This is a genomic window from Halalkalibacter oceani (genome assembly GCF_023715605.1).
GTDB lineage: Bacteria > Bacillota > Bacilli > Bacillales > Bacillaceae_D > Halalkalibacter > Halalkalibacter oceani.
This window is the reverse complement of the sequence record NZ_JAMBOL010000011.1, coordinates 40,657-65,279: the sequence shown is the minus strand read 5'-3', so window position 1 is coordinate 65,279 and position 24,623 is coordinate 40,657. Positions and strand designations below refer to the sequence as shown.

The following is a 24,623-nucleotide window of genomic DNA, read 5'->3' as shown; positions in this document are numbered from 1 at the left end:
ATAAAATATCGGGCAAAAATTGAGGTGGGGAAAACAGATCATGATTCACTCCAAAACCTATTATTGTGTAGAAGTTTTATTTGATGGACGCCCTTTGCAAATTGAAGGCCCGGTTCCAGCTGAAAGGCTTGAGACATACGCTTTTCACCCGGGGCTTGTTGCGTTCCGTCCCCCGGAAGAACAAAAGAAAGCGCTGTTGGAGATCGCCGATTTACCGGAAGGTCGCATCAATATTATCCGCGATGCTCAAACGGTCGTCGGCTATGTCACTTTCGTTTACCCTGATCCGATGGAACGCTGGGCAGAAGGCAAAATGGAAAACCTGCTTGAGCTTGGCGCGATCGAAGTTGCACCCGACTACCGCGGAGCGCAGCTCGGAAAAAACTTGCTGCGAATGTCGATGCTCGATGATGCGATGGAGGACTACATCATTATTACGACGGAATATTACTGGCATTGGGACTTAAAAGGCAGCGGTCTCGATGTATGGGAGTACCGCAAAGTAATGGAAAAAATGATGAATGCCGGCGGGCTGGAATGGTATGCTACCGACGACCCGGAGATTTGCTCCCATCCGGCAAATTGCCTGATGGCGCGGATTGGCAAACGGATTTCCGCCGAGTCGTTACAGAAGTTTGACCAGCTGCGCTTTCAAAACCGGTTTATGTACTAGTACAACGAAAGAGGTGGTAATGATATGCTCATTGAACAAATTATGACGCGGGATGTGATCACATTACCTGCTGATGCCACAATTAAAGAAGCGATGCGTTTAATTGAGCTTCATAAAATTAAACATATTCCAGTCGTTGACGATGATGCCCATATTATCGGAATTGTCTCGGATCGTGATATTCGCGATGCAAGCCCCTCAATTTTTCACGCAACCGATCACCTTGAAGACTTTCATAAGCCCGTTTCGACCATTATGAAACGCGATGTGATTACTGCCCATCCGCTTGATTTTGTCGAGGAGATCTCGAATATTTTTTACGAGCATCATATCGGCTGCCTGCCAATTATCGACGACGGAAGATTAGTCGGCCTGATTACAGAAAAGGACGTGCTCCACTCCTTAGTGGAACTGATTGGCGCTAATCAGCCAAGCTCCCATATTGAAATTAAGGTCGAAAATATTACCGGCAAGCTTGCCGATATTGCGACCATCTTCAAACTAAACAAGGTCAATATTACAAGCGTCCTAGTCTACCCGCACAAAGACCCGGCTTATAAAGTATTAACCTTCCGTGTTCAGACGATGGATCCTCGCCGTCTGATCGGTATTCTTGAGAATCAGGGCTATGAAGTCATCTGGCCTGGGGAACCGAGGTTATGATGATGAAGCATCCATCCGTATTTATTTTTTCAGATGAGCAGCAAGCTTACCGCTTTAACGAAAAGCATCCTTTTAATCATTTGCGGCTTGCCCTTACGTATGATTTATTGAAAAAGAGCGGAGCCCTTTCTGATGAACAGATTATTGCCCCACGAATGGCAAGCGAAGATGAAATCGCTCTCATTCATGACGATGCCTTTATTCAAGCTGTAAAAGCAGCAAGCGAAGGTACGCTTGCCGAGTCCGTCGCCGACAACTACGGGCTTGGGACAGAAGACACGCCGATCTTCCCGCAGATGCACGAGGCTGCCTCACTTCTCGTCGGCGGAACGTTGACAGCCGTTGATCAAGTCATGAGCGGCGCCGCCTTGCACGCCTTTCATCCCGGTGGAGGCCTGCACCACGGGTTTAAAGGGAAAGCATCGGGCTTTTGCATCTACAATGACAGCTCGATTGCCATTGAATACATGCGAAAAAAATACGGGGCCAGAGTGCTGTATGTCGATACCGATGCGCATCACGGCGACGGGGTCCAGTGGGCTTTTTACGATGATCCCGATGTTTGTACGTTGAGCATTCATGAAACGGGGCGTTATTTATTTCCGGGGACCGGGCAAGTGCATGAAAAAGGAGCGGGAAAAGGCTACGGCTTTTCCATCAACGTGCCGCTTGATGCGTTTACAGAGGATGATTCCTTTCTCGAAGTATATGAAGCATCCATTCGCGAGGTGGCTGATTTTTTCAAGCCGGATGTCATTTTAACGCAAAATGGAGCGGATGCCCACCATCTCGATCCGTTGACTCATCTGTGTTCCTCCATTAGGACCTTTCATACGATTCCGAAAATCGCCCATGAAATGGCTCATGAATATTGCGGAGGAAAATGGATCGCTGTCGGTGGTGGCGGCTATGATATTTGGCGTGTCGTGCCGCGTGCTTGGGCTTCGATTTGGCTCGAGATGACCGGCCAAACCGCTAAGCGGGATGAACCGCTTGCCAAAGAGTGGCGGCAAGCCTGGGAAAAGCAGGCTGACGTCGGACTGCCAACGTCCTGGGATGATCCGGTTGATCTGATTCCCGCTATCCCGCGCAAACAGGAAATTACAGAGAAAAACCGTAAAACATTGGAAAAAGCGATTTTCCATATTCTCAATGAAAAAAAGAGATCGTCCTAGCTAGAGCAGCATAGATAAAAAGCCAGAAGGAAAGTGGATTTCTTTCCTCCTGGCTGGTGCAGATCGAAGCCGTCGCCTCATGGTAGATCTTTATTCAGACATCTTTGGATTTAGAACGTTTGATTGTCTTCACTGTTCGGGTCCGAAATCACAATGACGACGCGGCGGTTTGTCTGCAGGTTTTCAACAGACGTATTCGGCACGACCGGCCGTGTATCGCCATATCCTGTTGCGACAAAGCGTTTCGGATCAAGGTCATAGGTGTTGATCAAATGCCGGATGACACTGCTCGCCCTCGCGCCGGACAGCTCCCAGTTTGACGGGTAGCGAAAAGTGGAAATTGGCCGGCTGTCGGTATGACCTTCCACCCTGACCATATTTGGAATCGCTTCAAGCAATGTTCCAACCTTCTCTAAAAAAGGAAGCGCCTCTGGAAGGATCTCGGCTTCCGCTGTTTCAAAAAGCGTCCGTTCCTGCAGGACTAGCACGACCCCACGATCATCCCTCGTTGCCGAAATACCTTCTGTTAATTCATTTTCCTCAAGAAAATTTTGCACTTCAGCAAGAAGGGCGTCCATGTTTACTTCCGTTTCAGAGCCGCTTTCACCAAACTGTCCGTCCTCAAAAGGATCTTGCCGGTCTCCTTCACGCTCTTCGGCCGTATTGTCAAATTCTATCGCTGAAGGGAGAAACTCAAAAATTTGTCTTTGCTGAAAAGATTCAGCAATCGCGCGAAATTTCTGAGCATCGACGACAGACATCGAAAATAGGAGAATGAAGAATACGAGAATAAGAGTCATCATATCGGAAAAGGTGACCATCCATTTCGGTGCCCCCTTATCGACTTGCCGACGCCTTCTACGCTTGATCATACTCATCACCTAAATCTTCTTCTATTTGCTTCGTTTCCTTTATGAATGCACTCAGCTTTTCTTCAAGAATTTTAGGGTTTTGACCAGATTGCACGCCAATAACGCCTTCAATGATAATCTGTTTTACAAACACTTCTTCATCAGTCTTGTTTACTAGTTTCGTAGCCATCGGCAAAAAGACAAGATTGGCCAGCACGGTCCCATACAAAGTTGTTAAAAGGGCGACCGCCATGCTCGGACCTAATGAACCGGGATCATTCAAATTTTGCAGCATCAAAACAAGTCCGATTAACGTTCCGATCATCCCCCATGCCGGAGCATATTCGCCCGCCTTTTCGATAATGGCCCGTCCTTTGCGGTGGCGTTCTTCCATCGCCACCACCTCTGCCATCATAATGTCCTTGATCACATCGGGTTCAATCCCGTCAACGGCGAGGAGTACTCCTTTTTTAATGAACGGGTCAGTCACGTCGTCAAGACCTGCTTCAAGCGCTAATAACCCTTCGCGTCTTGCCTTTCCTGACAAATCGACAAATGTCTCAATCAGTTCTTTCAAATCGTGATCTTCCGTCCGAAATGCCTCACGTACAACTTTCGGTACGGCCTTCAGTTCCCCAAAGGAAAAGGTGATCACAATCGCGGCAAACACTCCTCCAACGACAATTAAAATGGAGGAAATTTGAATAAAGAAAATAAGTCCAGATGGTCCAGAGTTTGAAAAGACAGCCAATAGGAGCACGACTATCCCTAATACGAGTCCTATTGGCGTCAGTAAATCAAATTTTTTCATAGTCCTCTCCCTGCCTCACAATCTGCCCCTTACGCTTTCGTTGATTGACGATACTCAATACGGTGAGGGAGCTCCACGATGTGATCAAGCACTTCCTCTTTGTTCATATATTTTGTCAGCAACCGCATCGATACAGCTCCAATGTCATAAATAGGCTGTACGACTGTCGTCAGCGTCGGGCGTACCATAACAGCTAAACGCGTATTATCGAAGCCGATCACTTCGAGGTCATCAGGAATGGAAATACCGTTATCCTGGGCGGCGTGAATAATGCCTAATGCCATTTCGTCTGTCGCCGCAAAAATTGCTGTCGGCTTTTCATCCAACTGCAAAAAGGATTGCATCGCTTCAAGACCCGAGTCGTATGTATAATCTCCAATAACGACAAGCTCTTCATCGAACTCAATTTCGTTGCTTTCAAGAGCTTCCCGGTAACCGGCAAACTTCTGGTAACCGTTAATTGGATCATCGAGCGTGCCGGAAAGCATTCCAATTCGTTGATGTCCTTTTTCAATCAGGCTTTTAATCGCGTCATGAACTGCCTGCTTATAATCGATATTTACAGATGGCAACTCCTTGTTCGTATCAAGCGTAGCCGCCAACACAACCGGAACAGGTGAACGCTTGAATTGCTCGGCATGCTCCTCAGTAATGACACTGCCCATGAAAACAATTCCGTCAACCTGCTTTTCTAACAGCGTGTTAATTAAATGAATTTCCTTTTCCTTGTTCTGATCGGAGTTACAAAGAATGATATTGTACTTGTACATCGTCGCAATATCTTCAATCCCCCGCGCCAGCTCCGCAAAGAAAATGCTCGAAATATCGGGAATAATCACCCCTACAGTCGTTGTTTTTTTACTGGCGAGACCACGCGCCACCGCATTTGGACGGTACCCTAACCGTTCAATTGCATCCAGAACCTTTTTACGGGTTGCCGGCTTAACATTAGGATTGCCATTGACAACGCGTGAGACCGTTGCCATCGACACACCCGCTTCTCGTGCTACGTCATATATTGTCGTATTCAAATGTAGTCCTCCTTCAGCGAACTTAATGTATTGTTATCATACGATACTATGAGGAGGTTCCGCAATGTCTTACACTACTTATATCGACCCGCTTATGAAAAATTTTCACAGCATTTTCAATTTCTTTTCAGAAAAGTAGACAACGGAACCTTTTTCGTTCCCCAAAACGCCTATTCCTACTTATTATTCTCCTCTTTGAGCTGAATCATGTGATTTCACAAAAAGAAGGTGTGTCAAAAGGATCGATTTCCTTTTGACACACCCACACGCCTGAGCCGCGTCACGTTTTTCGTTATTTTCAAGAGAGGTGACAGCGCCGGAAATTCATCCAGGCATGCTTACCCTTTGTATAAGCCGGAAGCTTGCAATTCGTCGATAAAGGCATGGAATTGCGGAATATCCATCTGCTGCGCCGAATCAGACAATGCAACCGCCGGATCCGGATGCACTTCGGCCATCACTGCGTCAGCCCCGATGGCCAAGGCCGCCTTCGCTGCCGGAAGCAACAGATCACGCCGTCCGGTTGAATGCGTCACATCGACAAGGACCGGCAAATGTGTTTCCTGCTTTAAAATCGGTACCGCGGAAATATCCAGCGTATTACGCGTTGCTGTTTCAAAGGTGCGAATACCGCGTTCGCAAAGCATCAGGTTTGTATTTCCTTTCGATACGACGTACTCGGCCGCATGGATAAACTCAGAAATTGTGGCTGATAAGCCTCGTTTTAATAATACCGGCTTTTGAACAGAACCAGCGGCTTTCAACAGCTCAAAGTTTTGCATATTGCGGGCGCCGATTTGAATGACATCTAAATATTCTGCCCCGACTTCAACATCAGATGGACTGACGATTTCACTAATGACGACCATATCCAGCTCATCTGCAACCTGCTTAAGAATCTTCAGCCCTTCGACTCCCAATCCCTGAAAATCATACGGAGATGTCCGCGGTTTAAATGCTCCGCCGCGCAGGACATGAATGCCGCGATCCTTTAACGCTTTCGCCACCGTCAGTACTTGCTCGTAGCTTTCGACCGCGCAAGGTCCCATCACTAACCGCTGCTGGCCGTCTCCCATCTTCACCCCTTTAAGATCAACCACTGTATTCTCAGGATGCTTCTTACGGGAAACGAGCAAAGCTTTGCTGTTATCTTCTTCTTGCAATTCAAGACTAGCTTTGAAGATTTGTTTGAAAATATGCTGTAACGTCGATGTCTCGAACGGGCCTTTATTATTGGCCGCGATATGATCAAGCATGCTTCTCTCTCTGACAGGATCAAAACGGTTTACGCCTTGAGTTCCTTTGATCTTTCCAATTTCCTGTACGAGGTGAGCTCTTTCATTAATCAATTCCAGAAGCTTAAGATTCACCTCATCTAACTCGGCTCTCAACTGATCTACTTTCTCGTTACTCACAACTCTCCACTCCTTTTTATCCTTTGGCTTCTTCGTGATTAGGTTTATTATAAGGGATGCTTATCAGAAAGTCACGAACTTTTTCTTTAATAATTAGACGCTTTTAAGCGTTAAAGCGACATAATATATCTTTCTCTTACGTTCTCCGGCAAACTTTAGTAGAATAAAAGAAACATAAGTATGTCAAAAACTTTAAAAGAACGCAGGTGTTTGTCATGACTACTGATCAATCTTCCCCTTTATTCGCCCTTGATATCGGTACTCGCTCTGTTGTCGGCCTTTTGTTACGTCCTGAAAACGGCTCCTTTTCCTTAATTGACTCTGTCATAAAGGAGCATGAGGAAAGGGCGATGCTCGATGGCCAAATTCATGATGTGCCTGCTGTTGCTAAAGTGATCGAGACAGTAAAGCACAAGCTTGAAGAACAGCACGGTCCACTGCGGAAAGTATGCGTCGCCGCTGCCGGGCGCTCTCTGAAAACAAAGCGGGCCCGCTTTGAAATTGATATTTCGGCAAAGCCGATGTTTGATCGTGATGATGTGCTGCATTTAGAGCTAAGCGCAGTCCAGCAGGCCCAATTTCAGCTGGCAAATGAAATCGATGACGCATCGACGATTGATTATTACTGTGTCGGCTATTCGGTTCTCGCTTATTCTCTCGACAACGAACCGATCGGCAGCCTGCTTGATCAGACAGGCAAGCTGGCAGCGGTGGAAGTGATCGCGACTTTCCTGCCAAAGGTCGTCGTTGAATCACTGCTCGCCGCCCTGACAAGAGCTGAACTGGAGCTTGAAGCGTTAACATTAGAGCCGATCGCCGCAATAAATGTCCTCATTCCGCCTTCGATGCGCCGCTTAAATGTCGCACTCGTCGATATTGGTGCCGGGACATCAGACATAGCCTTAACGGATGAAAATACGGTGATTGCCTACGGAATGGTGCCGGTCGCAGGAGATGAAATTACCGAAGCCATCAGCGATCATTATTTGCTCGACTTTCCTGATGCCGAGCAGGTCAAGCGGCAGCTTTCCACGCAGGAAACCGTCGAGATCACCGATATTCTCGGCACAGAAATGTCATATGCGAAAAAAGAGTTCATCGCTCCGATCGAAGGGAACATTCAGCATCTCGCCCGTTCGATCAGTGAAGAAATTATCCGCTTAAATGGAAGAACTCCGAAAGCGGTTATGCTCGTAGGAGGAGGAAGCCTGACCCCCCTTTTACCTTATTATGTCGCTGAATATTTAGGTCTGCCAGAGAACAGGGTCGCGATTCGCGGAGCCGATGCGATTAAAGCTTTACAATCAAAGCCCGGTGATCCATTCGGTCCGGAGCTCGTCACTCCGATCGGTATTGCGATTGCGGCGAAAGAAAATCCGATCCAATATAGTAGTGTTACGGTAAACGGGCGGACTTTGCGCCTGTTCGACGTCAAAAAATTAACGATAGGAGACGGCTTACTCGCCGCCGGAATCGATATCGCCCGATTGTATGGCAAACCGGGCCTTGCGCTTATGGTTACGGTTCAGGAGCAGCTTATTTCCATTCCGGGCGAATATGGAGGGCCGCCCCTTCTGCTGAAAAACGGGCAGCCGACAACACTCGATTCCCCGCTGGAAGCTGGCGATCAGATTGTAGTAGAACGGGGGCAAAATGGCGAGCAGGCGAAGGCGACAATCGCCGACCTGCTTGAGGACATTCCGACGTTATCGCTCGTGATCAATGGCGAGAAACGGGAAATCACAGCGACTATTTTACAAAATGGAGTCGTTGCCTCAAAAGATTCCTTCGTCAAAGAACGGGACCAAATTACGTTGCTCTCAAAACGAACGGTAAAAGAGATTCTTCAGCTTGAAAATATATCGCCGCACAACTTCGAACCGGTGACGATTATCGTGAATGGTGAACGCTGGTCGTTTCAGCCAAAACAGACGAAGCTTCTGCTCAATGGCAGACCGGTGCTGCCAGGCCATGAAGTGAAAAGCGGAGACGAGATAAGCTGGGAGGTAGCTTCGGAAAATCAGCTAACCGTAGCGACATTTCTCAGGCAAAACGAAGTGGAGCCCGAAAAAAGCATCACCGTCTTCTACAATAATGACCCTGTGGAAATATATAAAACGGTTGTGGAAGTAAAACGGGGCGACAGCGTGCTCTCCCCGTCCGATGAACTGCGGGCAAACGATCAGCTTCAGTTGTCGTTTAAAAAGGAAGAGCCGTTTATTCTTCAGGATATCTTCACCGCCGTCGAAATCGACCTGGCTCATCTTTCAGGAAAGAAAGTAGTCCTGCGAAAAAATGGCGAAGAAACAAGCTTCAACAGTCCATTAATAAACGGGGACCGGATTGAGCTTCTCGTTGGCGAAAAGCTTTCTTTATTCCGCTCCTCTTAAAAAGGGAACATAGGTGGCAAGGCCAAGCCCGTTGTGAGAAAGCGACTCACAACGGGCTTTTTGTTATGCTCAACGCCTGCGCCTCATTATTAAAGGCCCTACCGAAGTTTTCCTCCGATAAGGCCTTGATGCAGAACGAAGCCACAATGATAGCTTGATGTTACTTCGTTTGACTCGCTTCTTCTTCAATTTTTGCCTGAATCTCATCCACTTCCCGTTTGACTGTTTCCTTCACTTCCTCCTGTGCCTCGCCTACCTCGCCAGCCAACTCATCTGCGAGCTCTTTTGTTTCTTCAGCATCGGCTTTCACATTGGAGGTGACTTCCTTTACTTTATCAACTACCTGGGCAGACTGATCACTGACGACTTTAGCGATGGAAGCTGATTTTTCCTTTGCATAAGAGGCCCATTCATTTCCTTTATCATAAGCGGTTGATGTCAGCTGGGTCGTCTTCTCTTTTGCCAATTGCGCTTGTTCATTTAAATCATTACGAAGCTCTTTGCCTGATTTCGGTGCTAACAGCAACGCGGCTGAGGCCCCTACAATTCCTCCGATTAAAGATCCAATAAGAAAGTCTTTCGTATTCATTTCACTCATTTGGTCTCCTCCTTACTAAGATTTAAGTGCTGTTTTCTTTGCTTGAATTTCGTATATAAATCAATCACGACATTGCCCCATTGTACCGCCTGGGCAATATTTTCGGATTGCTTTACCGTTTGTTCGGATACGGTATCTGACACGTGCCGCAGTGACTTATTCACTTGCCCGACGGAGTCTCCAAGCTCCTTAAATGAAGCGAAAACAGTATTGAAGGATTCGGTTTTTCCTTTTATATCATCAGCCAACTGATTTGTGCGCTGGAGAAGTTCTTCTGTTTCCTTCGTAATTCCGTTGATCTGCTTCTCCAACCCTGCCATTGTGCTGGCTACATGATCAAGTGTCTTATTTGCTGATTTCAATGTTTTGACAAGCGAAAAAACTAAAATAGCGAACGCTACGGCTACAATCAGCGCACTTATGTACAATAAACTTTCCAAACTAACGTCACCTCCCTGCTGTCTCAACGCCTTATATGTATACACATTTACCCATCTTTGCTCATTTGTAAACATAGGTGTCTGAATAACTTCGCTAATCTCTTTAATGAATCCTTCTTTCTCGCCAAAGTTGTTAAAAATTCCGATTATGTTTACAATAAGTTACATAAAGGAGGCGTTCAGATGAGAGATCCACGTATAACTAAGCTCGCTCATAATTTAATTACATATTCGGTGAATTTGCAAAAAGGAGAAAAGGTATTAATTGAGAACTTCGGCCTGCAGCGCCAGCTCGTCACTGCCCTGGTGGATGAAGCATATAAAGCCGGGGGCTATCCTTTTGTTTTATTGAAGGATCACCAGGTAGACCGCTCGCTTTTGATGGGCGCGTCGGAGGAGCAATTGAATTTACTTGCTTCCTATGAGGCAAACGTGATGAAGGATATGGATGCTTATATCGGCTTACGGGCTGGAGATAACATTTCTGAACTGGCGGATGTCCCTAGTGATAAAATGACCCTGTATGGGAAATCGGTCGGCACGAAAGTCCATCGCGAAATCCGCGTTCCGAAAACAAAATGGGTGGTGCTCCGCTATCCTAGCTCCTCAATGGCCCAGCTTGCCAATACAAGCACCGAGGCGTTTGAAGATTTTTATTTTGATGTATGCAACCTCGACTACAGCAAAATGGATAAAGCAATGGATGCGCTCGTTGCCTTATTTGACCGTACAGATAAAGTCCACATTAAAGGACCAGGCACCGACCTTCAATTTTCTGTGAAAGATGTGCCGGCCATCAAGTGTGCAGGCCTGCGCAATATCCCTGATGGCGAAGTATATACGGCCCCGGTACGCGACTCGGTGAATGGGACCATTACATACAATACGCCTTCGCCTTACCAGGGCTTTACTTTTGAAAACATCAGCTTCACCTTTGAAAACGGGAAAATCATTAAGGCGTCAGCAAACGATTCAGACCGGATTAACAAGGTTCTCGATACAGACGAAGGGGCCCGCTTTATCGGCGAGTTTGCCATCGGGGTCAATCCGTACATTCAGCACCCGATGAAGGATATCCTTTTTGACGAGAAGATTGACGGCAGCTTCCACTTCACACCCGGCCAATGCTATGAGGAAGCGGCAAATGGCAACCATTCCGCCATTCACTGGGACATTGTCATGATCCAAAGACCGGAATACGGCGGCGGCGAGATTTATTTCGATGACGTCCTGATCCGCAAAGACGGACGCTTCGTCATTCCCGAGCTTGACGCGTTAAACCCGGAGAATTTGAAATAAACTTTGAGCGGCGGAGATAAATCCTAAAACGGTTGTCTCTATAACGAGCGATTAAAAGGGGCTGGAGAAAAAGGTTGTTACCTTTTGTCCAGCCCCTTATTTTGTATAAAAAAGAACTAGATCATAGCGACCTAGTTCTGATTGATACTTTCTTCATATGCCTGCTGGAACTTCTGGATGTCGCCAGCACCCATAAATAAAACGACGCTGTTGTGATGGTCGCGCAGCTCGGCTGTCGTATGTTCTTTAATCAGCTTTGCTCCAGGGATCAGGTTTTGCAAATCATGAATCGACAGTTCGCCGGTATTTTCCCGGGCAGAGCCGAAAATATCGCAAAGGTAGACCGCATCGGCGCCTTGTAGAGCTTCGGCGAATTCTGTTAAAAAAGCTTTCGTTCGGGTAAAGGTATGAGGCTGAAATACAGCCACCACCTCGTACTCAGGGTATTTCTTTTTTGCCGCCTCAATCGTTGCTGCAATTTCGGTCGGGTGATGCGCATAATCATCAATGAGAATTTGGTCGTTCACCTTTTTCTCACTGAAGCGGCGCTTCACTCCAGGGAAAGTCAGTAAATGCTCTTTGACCGTTTCAGCCGAAACATTCTCATAATGGCACAGCGCAATGACAGCCAGAGCATTAAGAACATTATGGTTTCCAAACCCCGGAATCATGAATGAGCCATAGAAGCTATTCCGTACGAATACATCAAAGCTGCTTCCTTCTGCGGTTGTCTCTATATTTCGAGCTTGGAAATCATTATCTTCCCCGAATCCATAATAGACCACCGGCACATTCGCATGGATTTCCTGAAGATATTCATCGTCCCCACAAGCGACAATTGCCTTCTTCACCTGCATGGCCATTTCCTGAAAAGCTGAAAAAACATCCTGTACATCCTTGAAATAATCAGGATGATCAAAATCAATGTTTGTCATAATACAATAGTCAGGCTCATAATTCAAAAAGTGCCGGCGGTATTCGCACGCTTCAAAGACAAAATAAGAAGAATTTTCTTCTCCCTTTCCAGTCCCGTCCCCAATTAAATAAGAGGTCGGGAAGGTGGCGCCGAGCACGTGAGCCAACAAACCAGTCGTCGATGTTTTTCCGTGAGATCCTGTCACGGCAATGCTTGTGAAATTTTGAATAAATTCACCTAAAAAGGTCGGATACTTCTTCATCGTGAGGCCAAGCTCTTTCGCACGCAGAACTTCCTCATGATCTTCTCCATAAGCCGCAGAGACAATGATTTCCTGATCAGCTTCAATATTGTTACGATCAAATGGAAAGAGCGGGATTCCTTTTTGCTCCAAAGGACGCTGTGTAAAAAACCGCTTTTCCACATCAGACCCTTGCACATCCTCCTTCATATCATGAAGAATTTGAGCGAGAGCACTCATCCCTGACCCCTTTATTCCAATAAAATGATATTTCGTCATATGGACCTCCAAACTTCCCGTGGCTTTTAACAATGAAGGATATTTCGCTGTTTGCACATTTCTCCATTATATCAAAAAACGCAAGCCATCACTATACGCTTTAAATTTCTCTTTATCCACTAGTATATGTGTTTTTATGTAAAAAAGACCGTTTTTAATCCTCTACTAGTTCCAAACGAGGATTATCGCGAAAACGACGTCCCGCCTTTGCCTCGTGTTTGCCGTTTAACAAGACGTTATCCCCCGTAAAACCGATTGTAATTTTCAACAGGCTGCCGCCGACGCCGTAAATATCAACGGGGACTCCGACTTCTTCATACTCCTTAATCCGCTGGGCATTGAAGCCTCCTGTCGCAATAATTTTCACATGGTCAAAGCCTTCCTGATCCAAAGCTTCGCGCAAAGCAAATAGCAAAGTCGGATTCGCGCCACGCGGATCAAAGGAGCCCATTACTTCAGGGTTACGGCAAAAATAGCGATCAACCATCGTTCTGGACGTGTCGACCCGGACTCCTTTTAAGTCTTCCCCAAATGCCCGGGCTACCTTCAAGGAATCTGTAATCACATCATTATTATAATCGACGAGCGCCATCAGCTCATCTTGCGGGTACGTTTCCTTATAAGCTCGTGTCGCTTCGACGACATCGCCTTCGAACAGCTGAATAAGAGCATGAGGCATCGTCCCCATTCCCTGCTTGCCCCACCATTCATTCATCGCGTGGGTTGCCTGCGCCTTTGATCCGCCGATGTAAGCCGCATAGCCATCGCCAGCCTGCTGGGTATAGTGATCATCGCGATCTCCCATGAAAATGATCGGCTTTTGCACTCCTGACTGCCGCGCCGCCTTGACAACATTGTACACATTCGTGGCGACAGAGGTCCGTCGTGCGAAAATTCCATCAATAATTCCTTCCAGGTAACCAAAATCCTCGTATTTACCCGTTATAGTAAATACGGTCTCAAACGGTTTAATCTTGTCTCCGTCCTGTAAGGAGCGCAATTCCAATTTATCGGCATCGTTTGCAAACGTACGGATAAGAGCAATCACTTCATCCGTTCCACATAATACAGCATGTTCTTTTTGAAAAAATTGCATGGTGACGATATTATTCGGTCGATACTTTTCAACAATTTCTCTCGTCTTTAAAAAATAAACTGCTGAAAACCAGCCTTCTTTTACCCGTTCATCGAATTTAAAAGTCTCATTTGTTAGCCGTTTGATTTCGCCATTTAATTTTTTCGTGATTTCTTTCATTCCTTCTATGCTCCCTTATACCGACCCACTCTGTCTTTGTTCGCGCCTATTCTTTCAATAAGACGTTGTCGTTTTTCAAAGCTTGTATCTTCCCTATCATATAAAACCTTCACCTCGAAAACAAGATATAAGATTGAATCCCTTACATTTCATGATGATACAGACGCTCCTCCAGTTCGATTTCATCCACTAATACATGGCGCGGCTTGCTGCCCATTGCCTGTGAAATAATCCCCCGCTCCTCCATTAAATCGATCAGGCGGGCGGCGCGGTTATAGCCGATCCGGAAACGGCGCTGTAAGCTGGAGGCAGAAGCCCCGCCCTGCTCAAGCACATAGTAGCAAGCTTCCTCAAAATATTCATCATCCGCTTCACTATGCTCGGCGACCCGCTGCAGCTGGTTGATTTCAAGCAAATAGTCGGGCTGACGCTGTTTTTTCACATAGGCGATGACGCCTTCAATTTCTTCATCCGACACGAACGTACCCTGTACGCGTACCGGCTTCGGCGTCCCGTTTTCGTGAAACAGCATATCGCCGCGTCCAAGTAAGCGTTCCGCTCCCCCCATATCAAGGATCGTGCGTGAATCGGTCTGCGATGAGACAGAGAAGGCGATCCGCGTCGGGATATTCGCTTTAATTAAGCCCGTAATGACGTCGACAGACGGACGCTGCGTTGCAAGAAGAAGATGAATGCCGCACGCTCTCGCCTTTTGCGCGATCCGGCAGATCGAATCCTCGACATCCTGCGGCGAGACCATCATTAAATCAGCAAGCTCATCAATAACGACGAGAATGAACGGCATCGCCGGCTTGTCCGGATGCTCCGAATAAAGGTCATTATAGCGGCCTACATCGCGCACTCCACGTTCACTAAAGAGCTCATATCTTTTTTCCATTTCTTCAACTACCCACTTTAGCGCAGCCGTCGCCTGCTTGGCATCGGTGATCACCGGCGCCACTAAATGCGGCACGCCATTATATGGTGCGAGCTCAACCATTTTCGGATCAATAAGCAGAATTTTCACCTCATCCGGTGACGCTTTGTAAAGAAGACTAACTAAAATCGAATTGATGCACACACTCTTCCCGGACCCTGTCGCTCCAGCGACGAGGCCGTGTGGCATTTTCTTTAAATCCGTCACGATCGGCTGACCGGAAATATCAAGGCCCAACGCAACCGTTAACGGTGATTGCGAGCGGATGAATACGTCTCGTCTTAAGATTTCCCGTAAAAACACCGGCGCAGACGAACGATTCGGAACTTCGATGCCGATCGTATTTTTTCCGGGAATCGGCGCTTCAATCCGAATATCCTTCGCCGCTAGCGCAAGCTTAATATCATCGACAAGCCCTGTCACCTTATTCACCTTCACCCCGCGCGCCGGCTGAATTTCATAGCGCGTCACGGACGGTCCCTTTGTCGTATGGACAACCTTTGCATCGACATGGAAGCTCTGCAAGGCTTCTTCGAGGATCAGCGCCTGCTCATTCAGCCACTCTGTCTCATCCTCCTGCTGCACTTGCGGGTAATGCAGCAGCTGAATGCCTGGCCGCTCGTAAGCGGGAGACGGCGGTTCTGTTGCAGTTTCTGTACGCCTTTGTTGCTCAGCTTTTTGCCTTTGCTTGCTTCTGTCCTGCGGCAGCATCATCACGTTAAAAGGAACCGCCGGCTTTTTGACTTCTGATCGTTCAGGAGCAGCCGATTCTCTCGTCCCGTGCTCCAACTCAGACGTTGACTCAGGCTGCTGCTCCGATTCTTGAGCTGTCTGAGCAACCTCCGTTACCTGCCCTTCATCCTGCTCCAGCACTTCTGCGGGCTCCGGCTCGATCAACGCTTCCTCCAGTTCGGTTTCCTCTTCAGCAGCTATGACCGGATTCAAATATTCCTCCTCCGTCATCGCCACAGCTTCCTCTCGTTCTTCTTTCAGCTCCATTACTGGCTCACTGATCCATTCGCTTTCCTCTTCTTCCAGTCTCACTTCTGGTTCATATGCCGATTCGCTTTCCTCTTCTTCCAGTCTCATTTCTGGTTCATATGCCGATTCGCTTTCCTCTTCTTCCAGTCTCATTTCTGGTTCATATGCCGATTCGCTTTCCTCGTCCAGCACGGCCTCACGTACATTGGCCGATAGACGCTCTACGTCCGACCCGCCCTCAGATTCACTTACTGGTGTGCCTCTTTTTTCCGGCTCCATTTCAACATCGCTTGTCCATCCGCTTTCTACTTCCGGCACTTCCCTCGGTTGTCCAAGAAAAGCGACCTCTTCGACGATTTCTTCCTGCCGCCGTGCAAGAAAGGGTGAGACAGATAGCGTGTCATCCATTTTGCTTCTCGTCTGCTCCCTTTCTCTGAAGCCATAGACAGGGGACGGAACTGCCGTGAGCTTAAAGTCAGCTTTTTTCGATGGCGGCGGGACGGCCGCTTCGGGTTTTTGCGGCCTTTCCTCTCTTTTTTTGTCCTCTCCAGTATGATCGTTATGACGATTCATTGTTTCTTCTTCAGGCTGAAAAGCTCTTTTCCTTACAGTGCTTGTCCGCGAGCTTTTTTGCTTTTGCTCCGGCTCCACGGATAACGGAAACCGAAACTTCCCTTGCTTTGGATAATGGTAGAGCACTTTTGATTCCTGAAGGGCGGGGTCAACTGCTCTCGTATGAGAGGAAGGCTTCGGCGCCCGGGCAGTTTCCCGCTCCTTGTGAAGATGTTCTTCATCCCCACCAAAAAAGTGCTGCAATCGTTTCATAAAGCGATAAAACGGCCCCATGTTCGTTCACTCACTTTCTCTCTTTAAAATTGAGTCACTTGCTCATTGTACTATTGACACCGGCAAAACAAAATGGACCGAACGTTGTAAGCAAAAAGGGGGCGTGCCAAAAGGTCATTCGTCCCTTTTGGCACGCCCCCCGAAGCTACGTTCCGTTCACGTAGCCGATTGCCCGCCTTCGGACTGAATAAACAATGGGAAGACAGTCCATCTTCATCATTTATACACTTTGTTCGTATACATCCCCTACCTGGTAATCATCAGACAATACGAGAATTCCTTTTTCTTCAGGAGCATTCGGAAGAGCCAGTTCTTTGGCCGAACAGATCATACCGGAGGACTCCACTCCGCGCAGGGCGGCCTGTTTAATTTTCAAGCCGCTCGGCATGACGGCCCCGATCAGAGCAACTACGACCTTCTGACCAGCTTCAACATTTGGTGCTCCACAAACAATTTGCAACGTTTCTTTGCCGACATTCACTTGACAAACATTTAATTTGTCAGCATTTGGATGCTTTTGCTTCTCTTCCACATAGCCAACAACAAAGGAAGGCTTGTCCTCCAGTTCAAGCTCCGGCGTTACGTCATTTTCCCTAAAAGCATTTGCAATCAACTGCTTGATAGCCGCAGTGAGCTTCACCGGCCCATGATCTGTGATCGTGCCGTAGCTGGAAGCATGAAAAATATTATAGCCGCCTGTCTCATTCGTCTCTTTATCAAAAATCCGGACGACATCTCCGCTTCTTTCAAATCCGCGCTGATATACGTCGATATCACGCTCATTAATGATCAGCGTGTCGCCAATTCCCGATTGATTATAACATACGTTCATTTCACCTGAATCTCCTTCATCTTCATTAAAAAATTATTCATTTTTCATTGTATCATATGCAGCGATGTGAAAAAGGACCGATTTCCATTAAAGATAGCCCGTCTGCCGATTGACATACGTATTTACTCCGTTCTCGGCTTGCGCTGGGCAAGGATAAAGGTCGGCTCCAGCTCGCCATCCTCATACATAAATGGCAGAGCCGTAACTGGAACCCTCCCTTCGCCAAAAAATTGCAGAGCAATCTGGGCAAGCACATCATAGCCTCTTTCATTGACGATATCGGCAAAAATCAGCACATCCTGATGGGGAATCGCGAGCGCAAGCTGACCGCTGGCCTGTTTGTCCATTTTTTCTAATAATGATGGATCAAGGACACGACTCGCATCAAACCCGTCTTTCGCCCGCAAGAAATAAAATTTATTTCCCGCTACGACATCCTCCTTTAGCGGCTGTGGCAAGGAACGAAGATTAAATAAGGCCATCTCAGCGATCTCCGCTTTTGTATATGGAGACTCAGCGGCCATCTCTTCATGGATCAACGTATAAGAGTCCCCCAGATCAATCACGTAGTAAATGCGGGTTTCCGCTGTATGCTCGTCATAGAGCAAAGCCTCTCCCGCTTTTGTTTCAGTTGGAAAGGAAGTTGCCCGTATAACCGGAAAGACCTTCTTTTCATTTCCTTGCAGCGCCGGAGTGTGCTTCATCGCCGCAAGCCCCACTTCCACATAACGCAGTGCCTCGTCAATTCCGGCGAAGTCCTCTCGTTCCCATTTGGCGAGCAGCGGCTTCAAAGCCAGGGTCACGCCTTTTTTAAGCTCCTTATCCTCGATACGCAATGTTGCTTCTTTATGATCATAGGTTATCGACCGCTCGTCACTCGCTAACCTCTTTTCTATTTCCTTGCGAAATTGTTGCATATTCATATACACACGCTCCTTTATCATCTCCCTTAGTGTACCAGAAAGAAAAAACCGTTCCAAATAAAGAAGCTGTGCCAAAAGGTTGGTTTTTTTACCTTTTGGCACAGCTTCTAAGCAATGAGCGGGCTTGTGGCGTGTGGAGCCATTGCAAGGGGAGTCTTCGCTTGGTTTTTAGCCGGAAGGTAAGTGCCTTTCTTTCCTTCCGGCTGGAACGGAGCCGCCCCTTGCCTCGGTCAAAGGTTGGTTTTTTTACCTTTTGGCACAGCTTCTAAGCAATGAGCGGATCCGCCATGATCTGTTAAAGCTTTGCCTCTGCCTTTGTTAAAAACGCTTCGATTTCTTCCTGAGTTTTGCGATCCTTGCTTACAAAGCGCTCGATTTCTGCTCCGTTTGCATAAACGAGAAAGCTCGGAATCCCAAAAATATCAAGCTCCCCACATAAATCAATGAACTTGTCACGATCGACATAATAAAAAGAAAAGCCCGGAAAGTCCGCTTCAATTCTTGGAAGGACCGGCTCGATCACCCGGCAATCGGGACACCAGTCAGCCGAGAACATAAAAACGGCCGCTTCTTTCCTTGAAATTTCACGAAATTGTTCCACTGTTTGAATCTGCTCCACTCTGTTTCCCTCCTCGTTATTTTACGATTGTTCGATTTTCATATCTCCGGCCTTAATATAGCCTTTCCTTCTCATCCATTCGGAAATAGGCAGACTAATCAACGCCGGGCCGATGAAATAAAGGACAATGATGGCGATAAATATATTAGCGGAAAAACCCATGTCTGTAAAGGTCATGATCGGCCCGACGAGACCGCTTGTCCCCATTCCGGCGCCCGCCGCATTGTTTGTCATTTGAAAAAAGACGGTCGCAAATGGGGCGAGGACGACTCCCGCAGCTGTCGGCGGAATGAGAATCAAAGGATTTTTTACAACATTCGGAACTTGCAGCATTGACGTGCCGATCCCGAGCGAGATCAGTCCGGACCAGCCGTTTTCCCGGTAGCTGCTTACCGCAAAGCCGACCATCTGTGCTGCGCAGCCGACCGTCGCCGCCCCGGCAGCAATTCCTTCCAGCTCAAGCATGATCGCCAGAGCGGCACTGGAAATAGGTGCCGTCAAAGCAAGTCCCATCAACGTTGCAACGATGATCCCCATCATGATCGGCTGCTGCTCCGTCCCCCACATGATTAAATAGCCAAATTGCTGCATGCCGAGCTGAATCCACGGACCAATCACCGAGGCTGCCAAAAATCCTGTCATGATTGTAACAAAGGGAGTTACGATAATATCAAGCTTCGTCTCCTGCGAGACAAGCTTCCCGCATTCAGTCGAAATAACGGCCGCCACAAAAGCACCGGCAGGCCCGCCCAGCTCAGCTCCGGCCGCGCCGCTAATAATCGCTGCGAAGATCACCAGTCTCGGCGCTTTGAGACCGTATGCAACAGCTACCGCGATTGCCGGGCCCATCATACTCATCGTCAACGCCCCGACCTCTTCCAGCCAGCCCCCAAAAGCAGGGAGCCAAAACAGCGAAATCTGCTCGCCGGCCGTGCGGATGATCAAGCCGATAATCAGCGATGCAAACAGGCCAAGCGCCATATAACTAAGCGCTGTAATAAAATATGTACGCCATGACAGGCTGATTCCCTTGCGCTGCAAAAAGTTCCTCATCTCGCTTTTTCACCTTCTTATTCAGTTCTCACTTCGTAGGACAATAAAATGTCCATCATCAGTTCAACATCTTTGACCAAGTCGTCATATGTCGTTAAGGTAGACAGCTTCGCTCCTCCTAGCGCAGTCACCACATGAAGCTGCTCATCGTCTTCCTCATTGACCCAAAAATAAGCGGTATGCTCATCCGTTTCCACGACATGGAATGCGACAGCCTCTTGTTCAAATTCACGATCTCTTTCCAGATGGATCGTGCTCGTTTGCAGCTCTTCCGGCTGATGAAACAGGACAAAAAGCTGCTCCCCCCGCTGGAGTAAAAGATTATACTCCGTTTCTTCCACAATATCAAAACCTCTCGGCATATAAAAAGCAATGTTTTTCGTTTCTGTGTTTGGTACGGATGGTTCCTCCTCGAATTCTGTGAGAAAGGCTTCATAGCTCAGTTCAATTGCCTCCTGCTCGGTGACAGAGCACCCGCCGAGCCAGGCAGCAAAAGCACAAACCAGGAGCAAGCCCCCTTTTTTTCTATTCAAACCTCGACACTCCTTTTTCCGACACAGTTCTTCTTAATCATACTCTGCCGTCCCCCTGCTGACAAGACACCTTTTTCATCCTTCTGCCAGCTTTCCTTATTTTTGCTATAATGAAGCTGTAAACCGATGACGAGGAGGATGAGGATATGGAATTAACTGTCTATTTAGCAGGGGAAATTCACAGTAATTGGCGCGATGACATCCGTCAGAAAGCCGAAGCGAAGCAGCTCCCTCTTCTTTTTACTGGTCCAATGGAACAACACGACCGCTCCGACCATATCGGCGAGGAAATATTGGGCCCGCAGGCAGATGCGATTGCGAAAGATGAAGCGGCTTCGCAGATCAACAATTTACGAACCCAAGTGCTGCTCTCCAAAGCGGATGTCGTCATTGCCTATTTCGGACCGAAGTACAAGCAGTGGAATACGGCTATGGATGCCGCAAGCGCGATGACACTTGGCAAGCCCGTCATTCTTATTCGGGAGCGGGACAACCATCACGCGCTAAAAGAGCTGGCAAACAAAGCGCAGCTCGTCGTGGAAAATGCGGACCAGGCAATTGAGGCACTCGCCTACATTTTTGAATAATCAACGAAAGGGCTGGACAAAAGGTAAAAAAACAACCTTTTGTCCAGCCCTTACTCAAATCTCAAGCTCTGTTCAAACCAGGCACGGATTTCACACCGTCTAGCTTGTTTAATGCTTTAGCTGCGTGGTGGAAGCCAAGTATTGTCCGTACAGCAATTTGACAATCTGGCTGAACATCTCTTTCCGGCTGACCAAACCGGAAGTATAGATGCCGATCGCCCCTTCTTTCTTCCGGACAGCCTCGTCTCCAGTAATGCTTGACATAATGATGCCCAGCTCTTCTCCCTGCTCGAGACGTTTCGCCACTTCATCAGGCAGAGGCAGCCTGGCACCTCCGGCGATCCAGTGTCTACCGTCTTCATGATAAAGGGCGCCCCAGTTGCAGAGCATAAGCCCGGCAACCGTTCTGACTACGCCGCCTTCAAGACCAAAGCCGAGAACGGCTCCCGTCTGCTCTGCCGCCGCTTTTGCCCGGTTCAGCGCTCCGGTCATCGTTTCTTCATCTGAAAAAGGCTGGCTGGCTACGTTGGAGGGGACATCGACACTTGCAATATGTATCGTCTCACGGATAAGCGTATCCTTGACGGCATGGACCTTTGCTGGATTTTTTGTACCGACTGCGACCTTCATCGTTATCTCTCCTTCTATCTGTCTCTCTTGCTTGAAAGTTAATACGCTGTAAGCGACTCAACCATCGCTTTGTCACTCGTTTTGACGAGCTGAATGAGAAGTTCCTTTGCCGCTGCGTAATCATCGACATGAATGATTGAAGCGGCCGTATGAATATAGCGCGAACAGATGCCGACCACAGCCGACGGGACACCGTCGTGAGCCAGATGCACACGTCCCGCGTCAGTTCCACCTCGAGAAATAAAAAACTGATAAGGGATATCATGTGCTTCAGCCGTATCGAGAACAAAATCCTTTAGGCCGCGATGGGTAATCATCGTCCGGTCAAAAATACGCAACAGCGCTCCCTTTCCGAGCTGACCAAAAGCATCCTTTCCTCCGGTTGCATCGTTAGCCGGACTCGCATCAAGAGCATAAAACAGATCCGGCTTAATCAGATTGGCAGCCGTCGTCGCGCCGCGTAAGCCGACTTCCTCCTGAACCGTGGCGCCCGAATAGAGCGTATTTGGCAGCGTTTCGTCCTTCAGCTCCTTCAGCAGTTCGATCGCCAGTCCTACTCCATAACGGTTATCCCAGGCTTTCGCCAGAATTTTTTTCTCATTGGCCATCGGTGTGAACGGACAGATCGGCACTATTTGCTGCCCCGGCTTTATCCCGATCTTCTTTGCGTCTTCAAGATCGTCCGCGCCGATATCAATATACATATCCTTTACTTTTACCGGCTTCGTCCGCTGAGAGGCTTCCAGCAGATGAGGCGGTGTTGAGCCGATCACCCCGATCACCGGTCCATCATCTGTCATAATTTGAACACGCTGCGCAAGCAGAACCTGGCTCCACCAGCCACCCAACGTCTGAAAGCGAACAAGCCCCTTTTTCGTAATCGAGCTTACCATAAAACCGACTTCATCCATATGACCCGCGACCATCACCGTCGGGCCGTCTCCGTTCCCCCGCTTTACGCCGAAGATGCTGCCAAGCCGGTCCTGAACGATATCTTCGCTATATTTTTCCAGCTCCGAACGGACAAAGCGCCGTACTTCATGCTCAAACCCGGATGCTCCCTGAAGTTCGGTTAATGTTTTAAACATTTTCATCGTTTCCTGATTCATCGTACCGCCCCTTCCTCGTTACATATACGTTTTCTATTCTATCCTGAATGACCTCTACTTTTCCACAATTAAGTAATCATGAACAATACGGACAAACATTTGGAAAGATCGTTTTTTTCGGCTATACTACTTGTGTGTCTATTTGTTTAACAGCTTTACTTATAGCCCAAACGCCAATCGGCGCTGTGAAAATCTGCTCGAGCAGATGATGAGCTTTTTGCACCATCAGTCGGAAAGAAAGGATGATTGAATTGGCAATCAAACGCTTTATTGCCGGAGTAGGCATTGGCCTTGCGTTAGGCTATGTCCTTCGCCCTTCATTGGAACGCGAACGCCTTACTCCCGAACGCGCGTTGAAGGAAGTGAAGAAAACAGCAAGTCAAGCCTTTGCGATTTCAGGATCGTGGATACATATGCTGCCTGAAACGATCGAACGCAATCATATCAGCTATGAGGTTTACCGTGGCGGGTTGTCGACTACGACAGCAGAAGGCACGGTTCAGTATGAATTTTTTGTCGATACAAAAACCGGCGCTCTGCTTGATTTGCAGCTAGCATAAAAGGAGGCTGGGGAAAAGGTTGTTTTTCACCTTTTCCCCAGCCCTTTTTTAGGAGCGTTCCCGCTGTAGACTGTATGTAATGTCTCCATCCTTATTCCACTTTAACGCCCGGTATTTGTAATCATGATAAAACAAATAATAAGCATCCTTCTCTTCGGCATAGGCCTGCCACTTTTGCTTTGCCGCTATCGAAGTCATCGGATAATCATCATAAGCCAGCACCCAAAGGACATTTTTATGCGCATGGGTCGGCATCAGATCAGCCAGATGAAGAAACGTCTCCCCCTGATGCTCGATCACTAAAATCGAGTGCCCGTCACTGTGCCCTCCGGTATGAACCATCCTTACACCGGCAATGACTTCAAGCTCTTGCTCGAAGGTTTTGACCTGACCGGCTATCGCAGTGCGGTTCTGCTCCCAGTACGTGTTTTTCGAGCGAATATTAGGATGCTGCATCTCATTCCACTCAGTCGCTGATGTGTAAATCGTCGCATTCGGAAAAACAGAGCGTTCCTGACCGCCATCGCCCTTCGTTAATCCAGTCGCATGATCAAAATGAAAATGAGTCAGAAGTACGGCATCAATGTCGGTCGGAGCGAGTCCAAGTTCAGCAAGATCCTGCTCAAGCTTCGCTTCTTCCAAAACGCCATAATTGCGTTTTTGCTTTTCCGTAAACCGTCCATTGCCAATCCCGCCTTCGACAAGCAGACGATAGCCGTCCTTCTCGATTAAAAAAGGATCTGTCCGCAGTTCGATTTGATTGTTTTCATTAACTGGATAGGCTCTGCTCCAGAGCGGCTTTGGAACGACACCAAACATCGCGCCGCCATCCATATGGGTTACTCCGCCATTGAGCCATGTAATCGTTAGTCCGTCCCGTTCTAATCGTTCCAACTCCATCCCCCCTAATCATCTGATGTACTAGTTCGTCATCAGCCTGGTTCATTCCTCTCTAAATTTAGAAAGGCGAGGTTGC

At 47.8% G+C, this 24,623-nt stretch carries 24 protein-coding genes; 7 read left to right on the top strand and 17 right to left on the bottom strand.

Features of this window, described 5'->3' with window-relative positions:
* Positions 1-40 precede the first annotated feature (40 nt).
* The 3 genes from M3202_RS13010 to M3202_RS13000 are packed head-to-tail and all read left to right on the top strand — an operon-like array spanning position 41 to position 2,511.
* Positions 41-673, top strand: a complete 633-nt coding sequence (locus tag M3202_RS13010) for a GNAT family N-acetyltransferase (protein ID WP_251223769.1) — start codon at positions 41-43, stop codon at positions 671-673.
* 24 nt (positions 674-697) lie between these two features.
* Positions 698-1,336 (top strand): acetoin utilization AcuB family protein, encoded by a 639-nt coding sequence (locus tag M3202_RS13005; protein ID WP_251223768.1) that lies wholly within the window; start codon positions 698-700, stop codon positions 1,334-1,336.
* Positions 1,337-1,338: 2 nt separating this feature from the next.
* Entirely contained in the window at positions 1,339-2,511 is a 1,173-nt protein-coding gene (locus tag M3202_RS13000) for an acetoin utilization protein AcuC (protein WP_251223823.1), read from the top strand.
* Between the two features lie 110 nt (positions 2,512-2,621).
* Here the strand turns inward: M3202_RS13000 and motS are convergent, their stop codons facing one another.
* From motS to M3202_RS12980, 4 genes are all read right to left on the bottom strand, one after another.
* The gene (motS, locus tag M3202_RS12995) at positions 2,622-3,383 is read right to left on the bottom strand and encodes a flagellar motor protein MotS (protein ID WP_251223822.1); all 762 of its coding nucleotides are present in this window, start codon (positions 3,381-3,383) and stop codon (positions 2,622-2,624) included.
* The gene (gene motP / locus M3202_RS12990) at positions 3,370-4,173 is read right to left on the bottom strand and encodes a flagellar motor protein MotP (RefSeq protein ID WP_251223767.1); all 804 of its coding nucleotides are present in this window, start codon (positions 4,171-4,173) and stop codon (positions 3,370-3,372) included. Before motP ends, motS begins: the two co-directional genes overlap by 14 nt.
* Before the next feature lie 29 nt (positions 4,174-4,202).
* Positions 4,203-5,204: a catabolite control protein A gene (gene ccpA / locus M3202_RS12985; protein WP_251223766.1), complete on the bottom strand. Its 1,002-nt coding sequence runs from the start codon at positions 5,202-5,204 to the stop codon at positions 4,203-4,205.
* A 338-nt stretch (positions 5,205-5,542) separates the two neighbouring features.
* Positions 5,543-6,619: a bifunctional 3-deoxy-7-phosphoheptulonate synthase/chorismate mutase gene (locus tag M3202_RS12980; RefSeq protein ID WP_251223765.1), complete on the bottom strand. Its 1,077-nt coding sequence runs from the start codon at positions 6,617-6,619 to the stop codon at positions 5,543-5,545.
* 215 nt (positions 6,620-6,834) lie between these two features.
* Between M3202_RS12980 and M3202_RS12975 the strand changes: the two genes are divergently transcribed.
* Complete coding sequence (locus M3202_RS12975; protein ID WP_251223764.1) at positions 6,835-9,009, top strand: cell division protein FtsA; 2,175 nt, start codon at positions 6,835-6,837, stop codon at positions 9,007-9,009.
* A gap of 160 nt (positions 9,010-9,169) precedes the next feature.
* Here the strand turns inward: M3202_RS12975 and M3202_RS12970 are convergent, their stop codons facing one another.
* Both M3202_RS12970 and M3202_RS12965 read right to left on the bottom strand, forming a co-directional pair.
* On the bottom strand, positions 9,170-9,607 hold the full coding sequence (locus M3202_RS12970; RefSeq protein ID WP_251223763.1) for a YtxH domain-containing protein: 438 nt from the start codon (positions 9,605-9,607) through the stop codon (positions 9,170-9,172).
* The gene (locus M3202_RS12965; protein WP_251223762.1) at positions 9,604-10,047 is read right to left on the bottom strand and encodes a DUF948 domain-containing protein; all 444 of its coding nucleotides are present in this window, start codon (positions 10,045-10,047) and stop codon (positions 9,604-9,606) included. Before M3202_RS12965 ends, M3202_RS12970 begins: the two co-directional genes overlap by 4 nt.
* A gap of 183 nt (positions 10,048-10,230) precedes the next feature.
* Here M3202_RS12965 and M3202_RS12960 point away from each other — a divergent pair, with 183 nt between their 5' ends.
* Entirely contained in the window at positions 10,231-11,346 is a 1,116-nt protein-coding gene (locus M3202_RS12960; protein WP_251223761.1) for an aminopeptidase, read from the top strand.
* 131 nt (positions 11,347-11,477) lie between these two features.
* On the opposite strand, the gene murC is transcribed toward M3202_RS12960, so the two are convergent.
* The 8 genes from murC to M3202_RS12920 form a co-directional block, all read right to left on the bottom strand.
* Complete coding sequence (murC, locus tag M3202_RS12955) at positions 11,478-12,782, bottom strand: UDP-N-acetylmuramate--L-alanine ligase (RefSeq protein ID WP_251223760.1); 1,305 nt, start codon at positions 12,780-12,782, stop codon at positions 11,478-11,480.
* 154 nt (positions 12,783-12,936) lie between these two features.
* The gene (locus M3202_RS12950) at positions 12,937-14,037 is read right to left on the bottom strand and encodes a nicotinate phosphoribosyltransferase (protein ID WP_251223759.1); all 1,101 of its coding nucleotides are present in this window, start codon (positions 14,035-14,037) and stop codon (positions 12,937-12,939) included.
* 142 nt (positions 14,038-14,179) lie between these two features.
* Positions 14,180-16,801, bottom strand: coding sequence for a DNA translocase FtsK (locus M3202_RS12945; RefSeq protein ID WP_251223758.1), 2,622 nt, complete (start codon positions 16,799-16,801; stop codon positions 14,180-14,182).
* Positions 16,802-17,021: 220 nt separating this feature from the next.
* A complete protein-coding gene (gene ytpR, locus M3202_RS12940) occupies positions 17,022-17,633 on the bottom strand; it encodes a YtpR family tRNA-binding protein (RefSeq protein ID WP_251223757.1) in 612 nt (203 codons plus the stop codon).
* A 122-nt stretch (positions 17,634-17,755) separates the two neighbouring features.
* The gene (locus M3202_RS12935) at positions 17,756-18,556 is read right to left on the bottom strand and encodes a DUF1444 domain-containing protein (RefSeq protein WP_251223756.1); all 801 of its coding nucleotides are present in this window, start codon (positions 18,554-18,556) and stop codon (positions 17,756-17,758) included.
* 295 nt (positions 18,557-18,851) lie between these two features.
* Positions 18,852-19,175: a thioredoxin family protein gene (locus tag M3202_RS12930; RefSeq protein ID WP_251223755.1), complete on the bottom strand. Its 324-nt coding sequence runs from the start codon at positions 19,173-19,175 to the stop codon at positions 18,852-18,854.
* A 21-nt stretch (positions 19,176-19,196) separates the two neighbouring features.
* Complete coding sequence (locus M3202_RS12925) at positions 19,197-20,228, bottom strand: PTS sugar transporter subunit IIC (RefSeq protein WP_251223754.1); 1,032 nt, start codon at positions 20,226-20,228, stop codon at positions 19,197-19,199.
* A gap of 17 nt (positions 20,229-20,245) precedes the next feature.
* Positions 20,246-20,761, bottom strand: a complete 516-nt coding sequence (locus M3202_RS12920) for a hypothetical protein (protein WP_251223753.1) — start codon at positions 20,759-20,761, stop codon at positions 20,246-20,248.
* A gap of 146 nt (positions 20,762-20,907) precedes the next feature.
* On the opposite strand from M3202_RS12920, the gene M3202_RS12915 reads away from it, so the two are divergent.
* Positions 20,908-21,348 (top strand): YtoQ family protein, encoded by a 441-nt coding sequence (locus M3202_RS12915; protein WP_251223752.1) that lies wholly within the window; start codon positions 20,908-20,910, stop codon positions 21,346-21,348.
* Positions 21,349-21,456: 108 nt separating this feature from the next.
* On the opposite strand, the gene M3202_RS12910 is transcribed toward M3202_RS12915, so the two are convergent.
* Together M3202_RS12910 and M3202_RS12905 are read right to left on the bottom strand one after the other, a co-directional pair.
* The gene (locus M3202_RS12910) at positions 21,457-21,978 is read right to left on the bottom strand and encodes a DUF84 family protein (RefSeq protein WP_251223751.1); all 522 of its coding nucleotides are present in this window, start codon (positions 21,976-21,978) and stop codon (positions 21,457-21,459) included.
* A gap of 38 nt (positions 21,979-22,016) precedes the next feature.
* On the bottom strand, positions 22,017-23,087 hold the full coding sequence (locus M3202_RS12905) for a M42 family metallopeptidase (RefSeq protein ID WP_251223750.1): 1,071 nt from the start codon (positions 23,085-23,087) through the stop codon (positions 22,017-22,019).
* Positions 23,088-23,338: 251 nt separating this feature from the next.
* Between M3202_RS12905 and M3202_RS12900 the strand changes: the two genes are divergently transcribed.
* Positions 23,339-23,647 carry a PepSY domain-containing protein gene (locus M3202_RS12900; protein WP_251223749.1) on the top strand — a complete coding sequence of 103 codons (309 nt, stop codon included), beginning with the start codon at positions 23,339-23,341 and terminating at the stop codon, positions 23,645-23,647.
* 48 nt (positions 23,648-23,695) lie between these two features.
* On the opposite strand, the gene M3202_RS12895 is transcribed toward M3202_RS12900, so the two are convergent.
* The gene (locus M3202_RS12895; protein ID WP_251223748.1) at positions 23,696-24,541 is read right to left on the bottom strand and encodes a YtnP family quorum-quenching lactonase; all 846 of its coding nucleotides are present in this window, start codon (positions 24,539-24,541) and stop codon (positions 23,696-23,698) included.
* Between the last annotated feature and the right edge of the window lie 82 nt (positions 24,542-24,623).

What these genes read in the sequence shown, in the direction of transcription:
- M3202_RS12910 (WP_251223751.1), bottom strand. Translation starts at nt 21,978, where the DNA reads ATGAAGGTCGCAGTCGGTACAAAAAATCCAGCAAAGGTCCATGCCGTC.
- M3202_RS12925 (WP_251223754.1), bottom strand. Translation starts at nt 20,228, where the DNA reads ATGAGGAACTTTTTGCAGCGCAAGGGAATCAGCCTGTCATGGCGTACA.
- M3202_RS12960 (WP_251223761.1), top strand. Translation starts at nt 10,231, where the DNA reads ATGAGAGATCCACGTATAACTAAGCTCGCTCATAATTTAATTACATAT.
- M3202_RS12915 (WP_251223752.1), top strand. Translation starts at nt 20,908, where the DNA reads ATGGAATTAACTGTCTATTTAGCAGGGGAAATTCACAGTAATTGGCGC.
- M3202_RS13000 (WP_251223823.1), top strand. Translation starts at nt 1,339, where the DNA reads ATGAAGCATCCATCCGTATTTATTTTTTCAGATGAGCAGCAAGCTTAC.
- murC (WP_251223760.1), bottom strand. Translation starts at nt 12,782, where the DNA reads ATGACGAAATATCATTTTATTGGAATAAAGGGGTCAGGGATGAGTGCT.
- M3202_RS13010 (WP_251223769.1), top strand. Translation starts at nt 41, where the DNA reads ATGATTCACTCCAAAACCTATTATTGTGTAGAAGTTTTATTTGATGGA.
- M3202_RS12945 (WP_251223758.1), bottom strand. Translation starts at nt 16,801, where the DNA reads ATGGGGCCGTTTTATCGCTTTATGAAACGATTGCAGCACTTTTTTGGT.
- M3202_RS12975 (WP_251223764.1), top strand. Translation starts at nt 6,835, where the DNA reads ATGACTACTGATCAATCTTCCCCTTTATTCGCCCTTGATATCGGTACT.
- motS (WP_251223822.1), bottom strand. Translation starts at nt 3,383, where the DNA reads ATGATCAAGCGTAGAAGGCGTCGGCAAGTCGATAAGGGGGCACCGAAA.
- ytpR (WP_251223757.1), bottom strand. Translation starts at nt 17,633, where the DNA reads ATGAACGTATGTTATAATCAATCGGGAATTGGCGACACGCTGATCATT.
- M3202_RS12935 (WP_251223756.1), bottom strand. Translation starts at nt 18,556, where the DNA reads ATGAATATGCAACAATTTCGCAAGGAAATAGAAAAGAGGTTAGCGAGT.
- M3202_RS12950 (WP_251223759.1), bottom strand. Translation starts at nt 14,037, where the DNA reads ATGAAAGAAATCACGAAAAAATTAAATGGCGAAATCAAACGGCTAACA.
- M3202_RS12905 (WP_251223750.1), bottom strand. Translation starts at nt 23,087, where the DNA reads ATGAATCAGGAAACGATGAAAATGTTTAAAACATTAACCGAACTTCAG.
- M3202_RS12970 (WP_251223763.1), bottom strand. Translation starts at nt 9,607, where the DNA reads ATGAGTGAAATGAATACGAAAGACTTTCTTATTGGATCTTTAATCGGA.
- motP (WP_251223767.1), bottom strand. Translation starts at nt 4,173, where the DNA reads ATGAAAAAATTTGATTTACTGACGCCAATAGGACTCGTATTAGGGATA.
- M3202_RS13005 (WP_251223768.1), top strand. Translation starts at nt 698, where the DNA reads ATGCTCATTGAACAAATTATGACGCGGGATGTGATCACATTACCTGCT.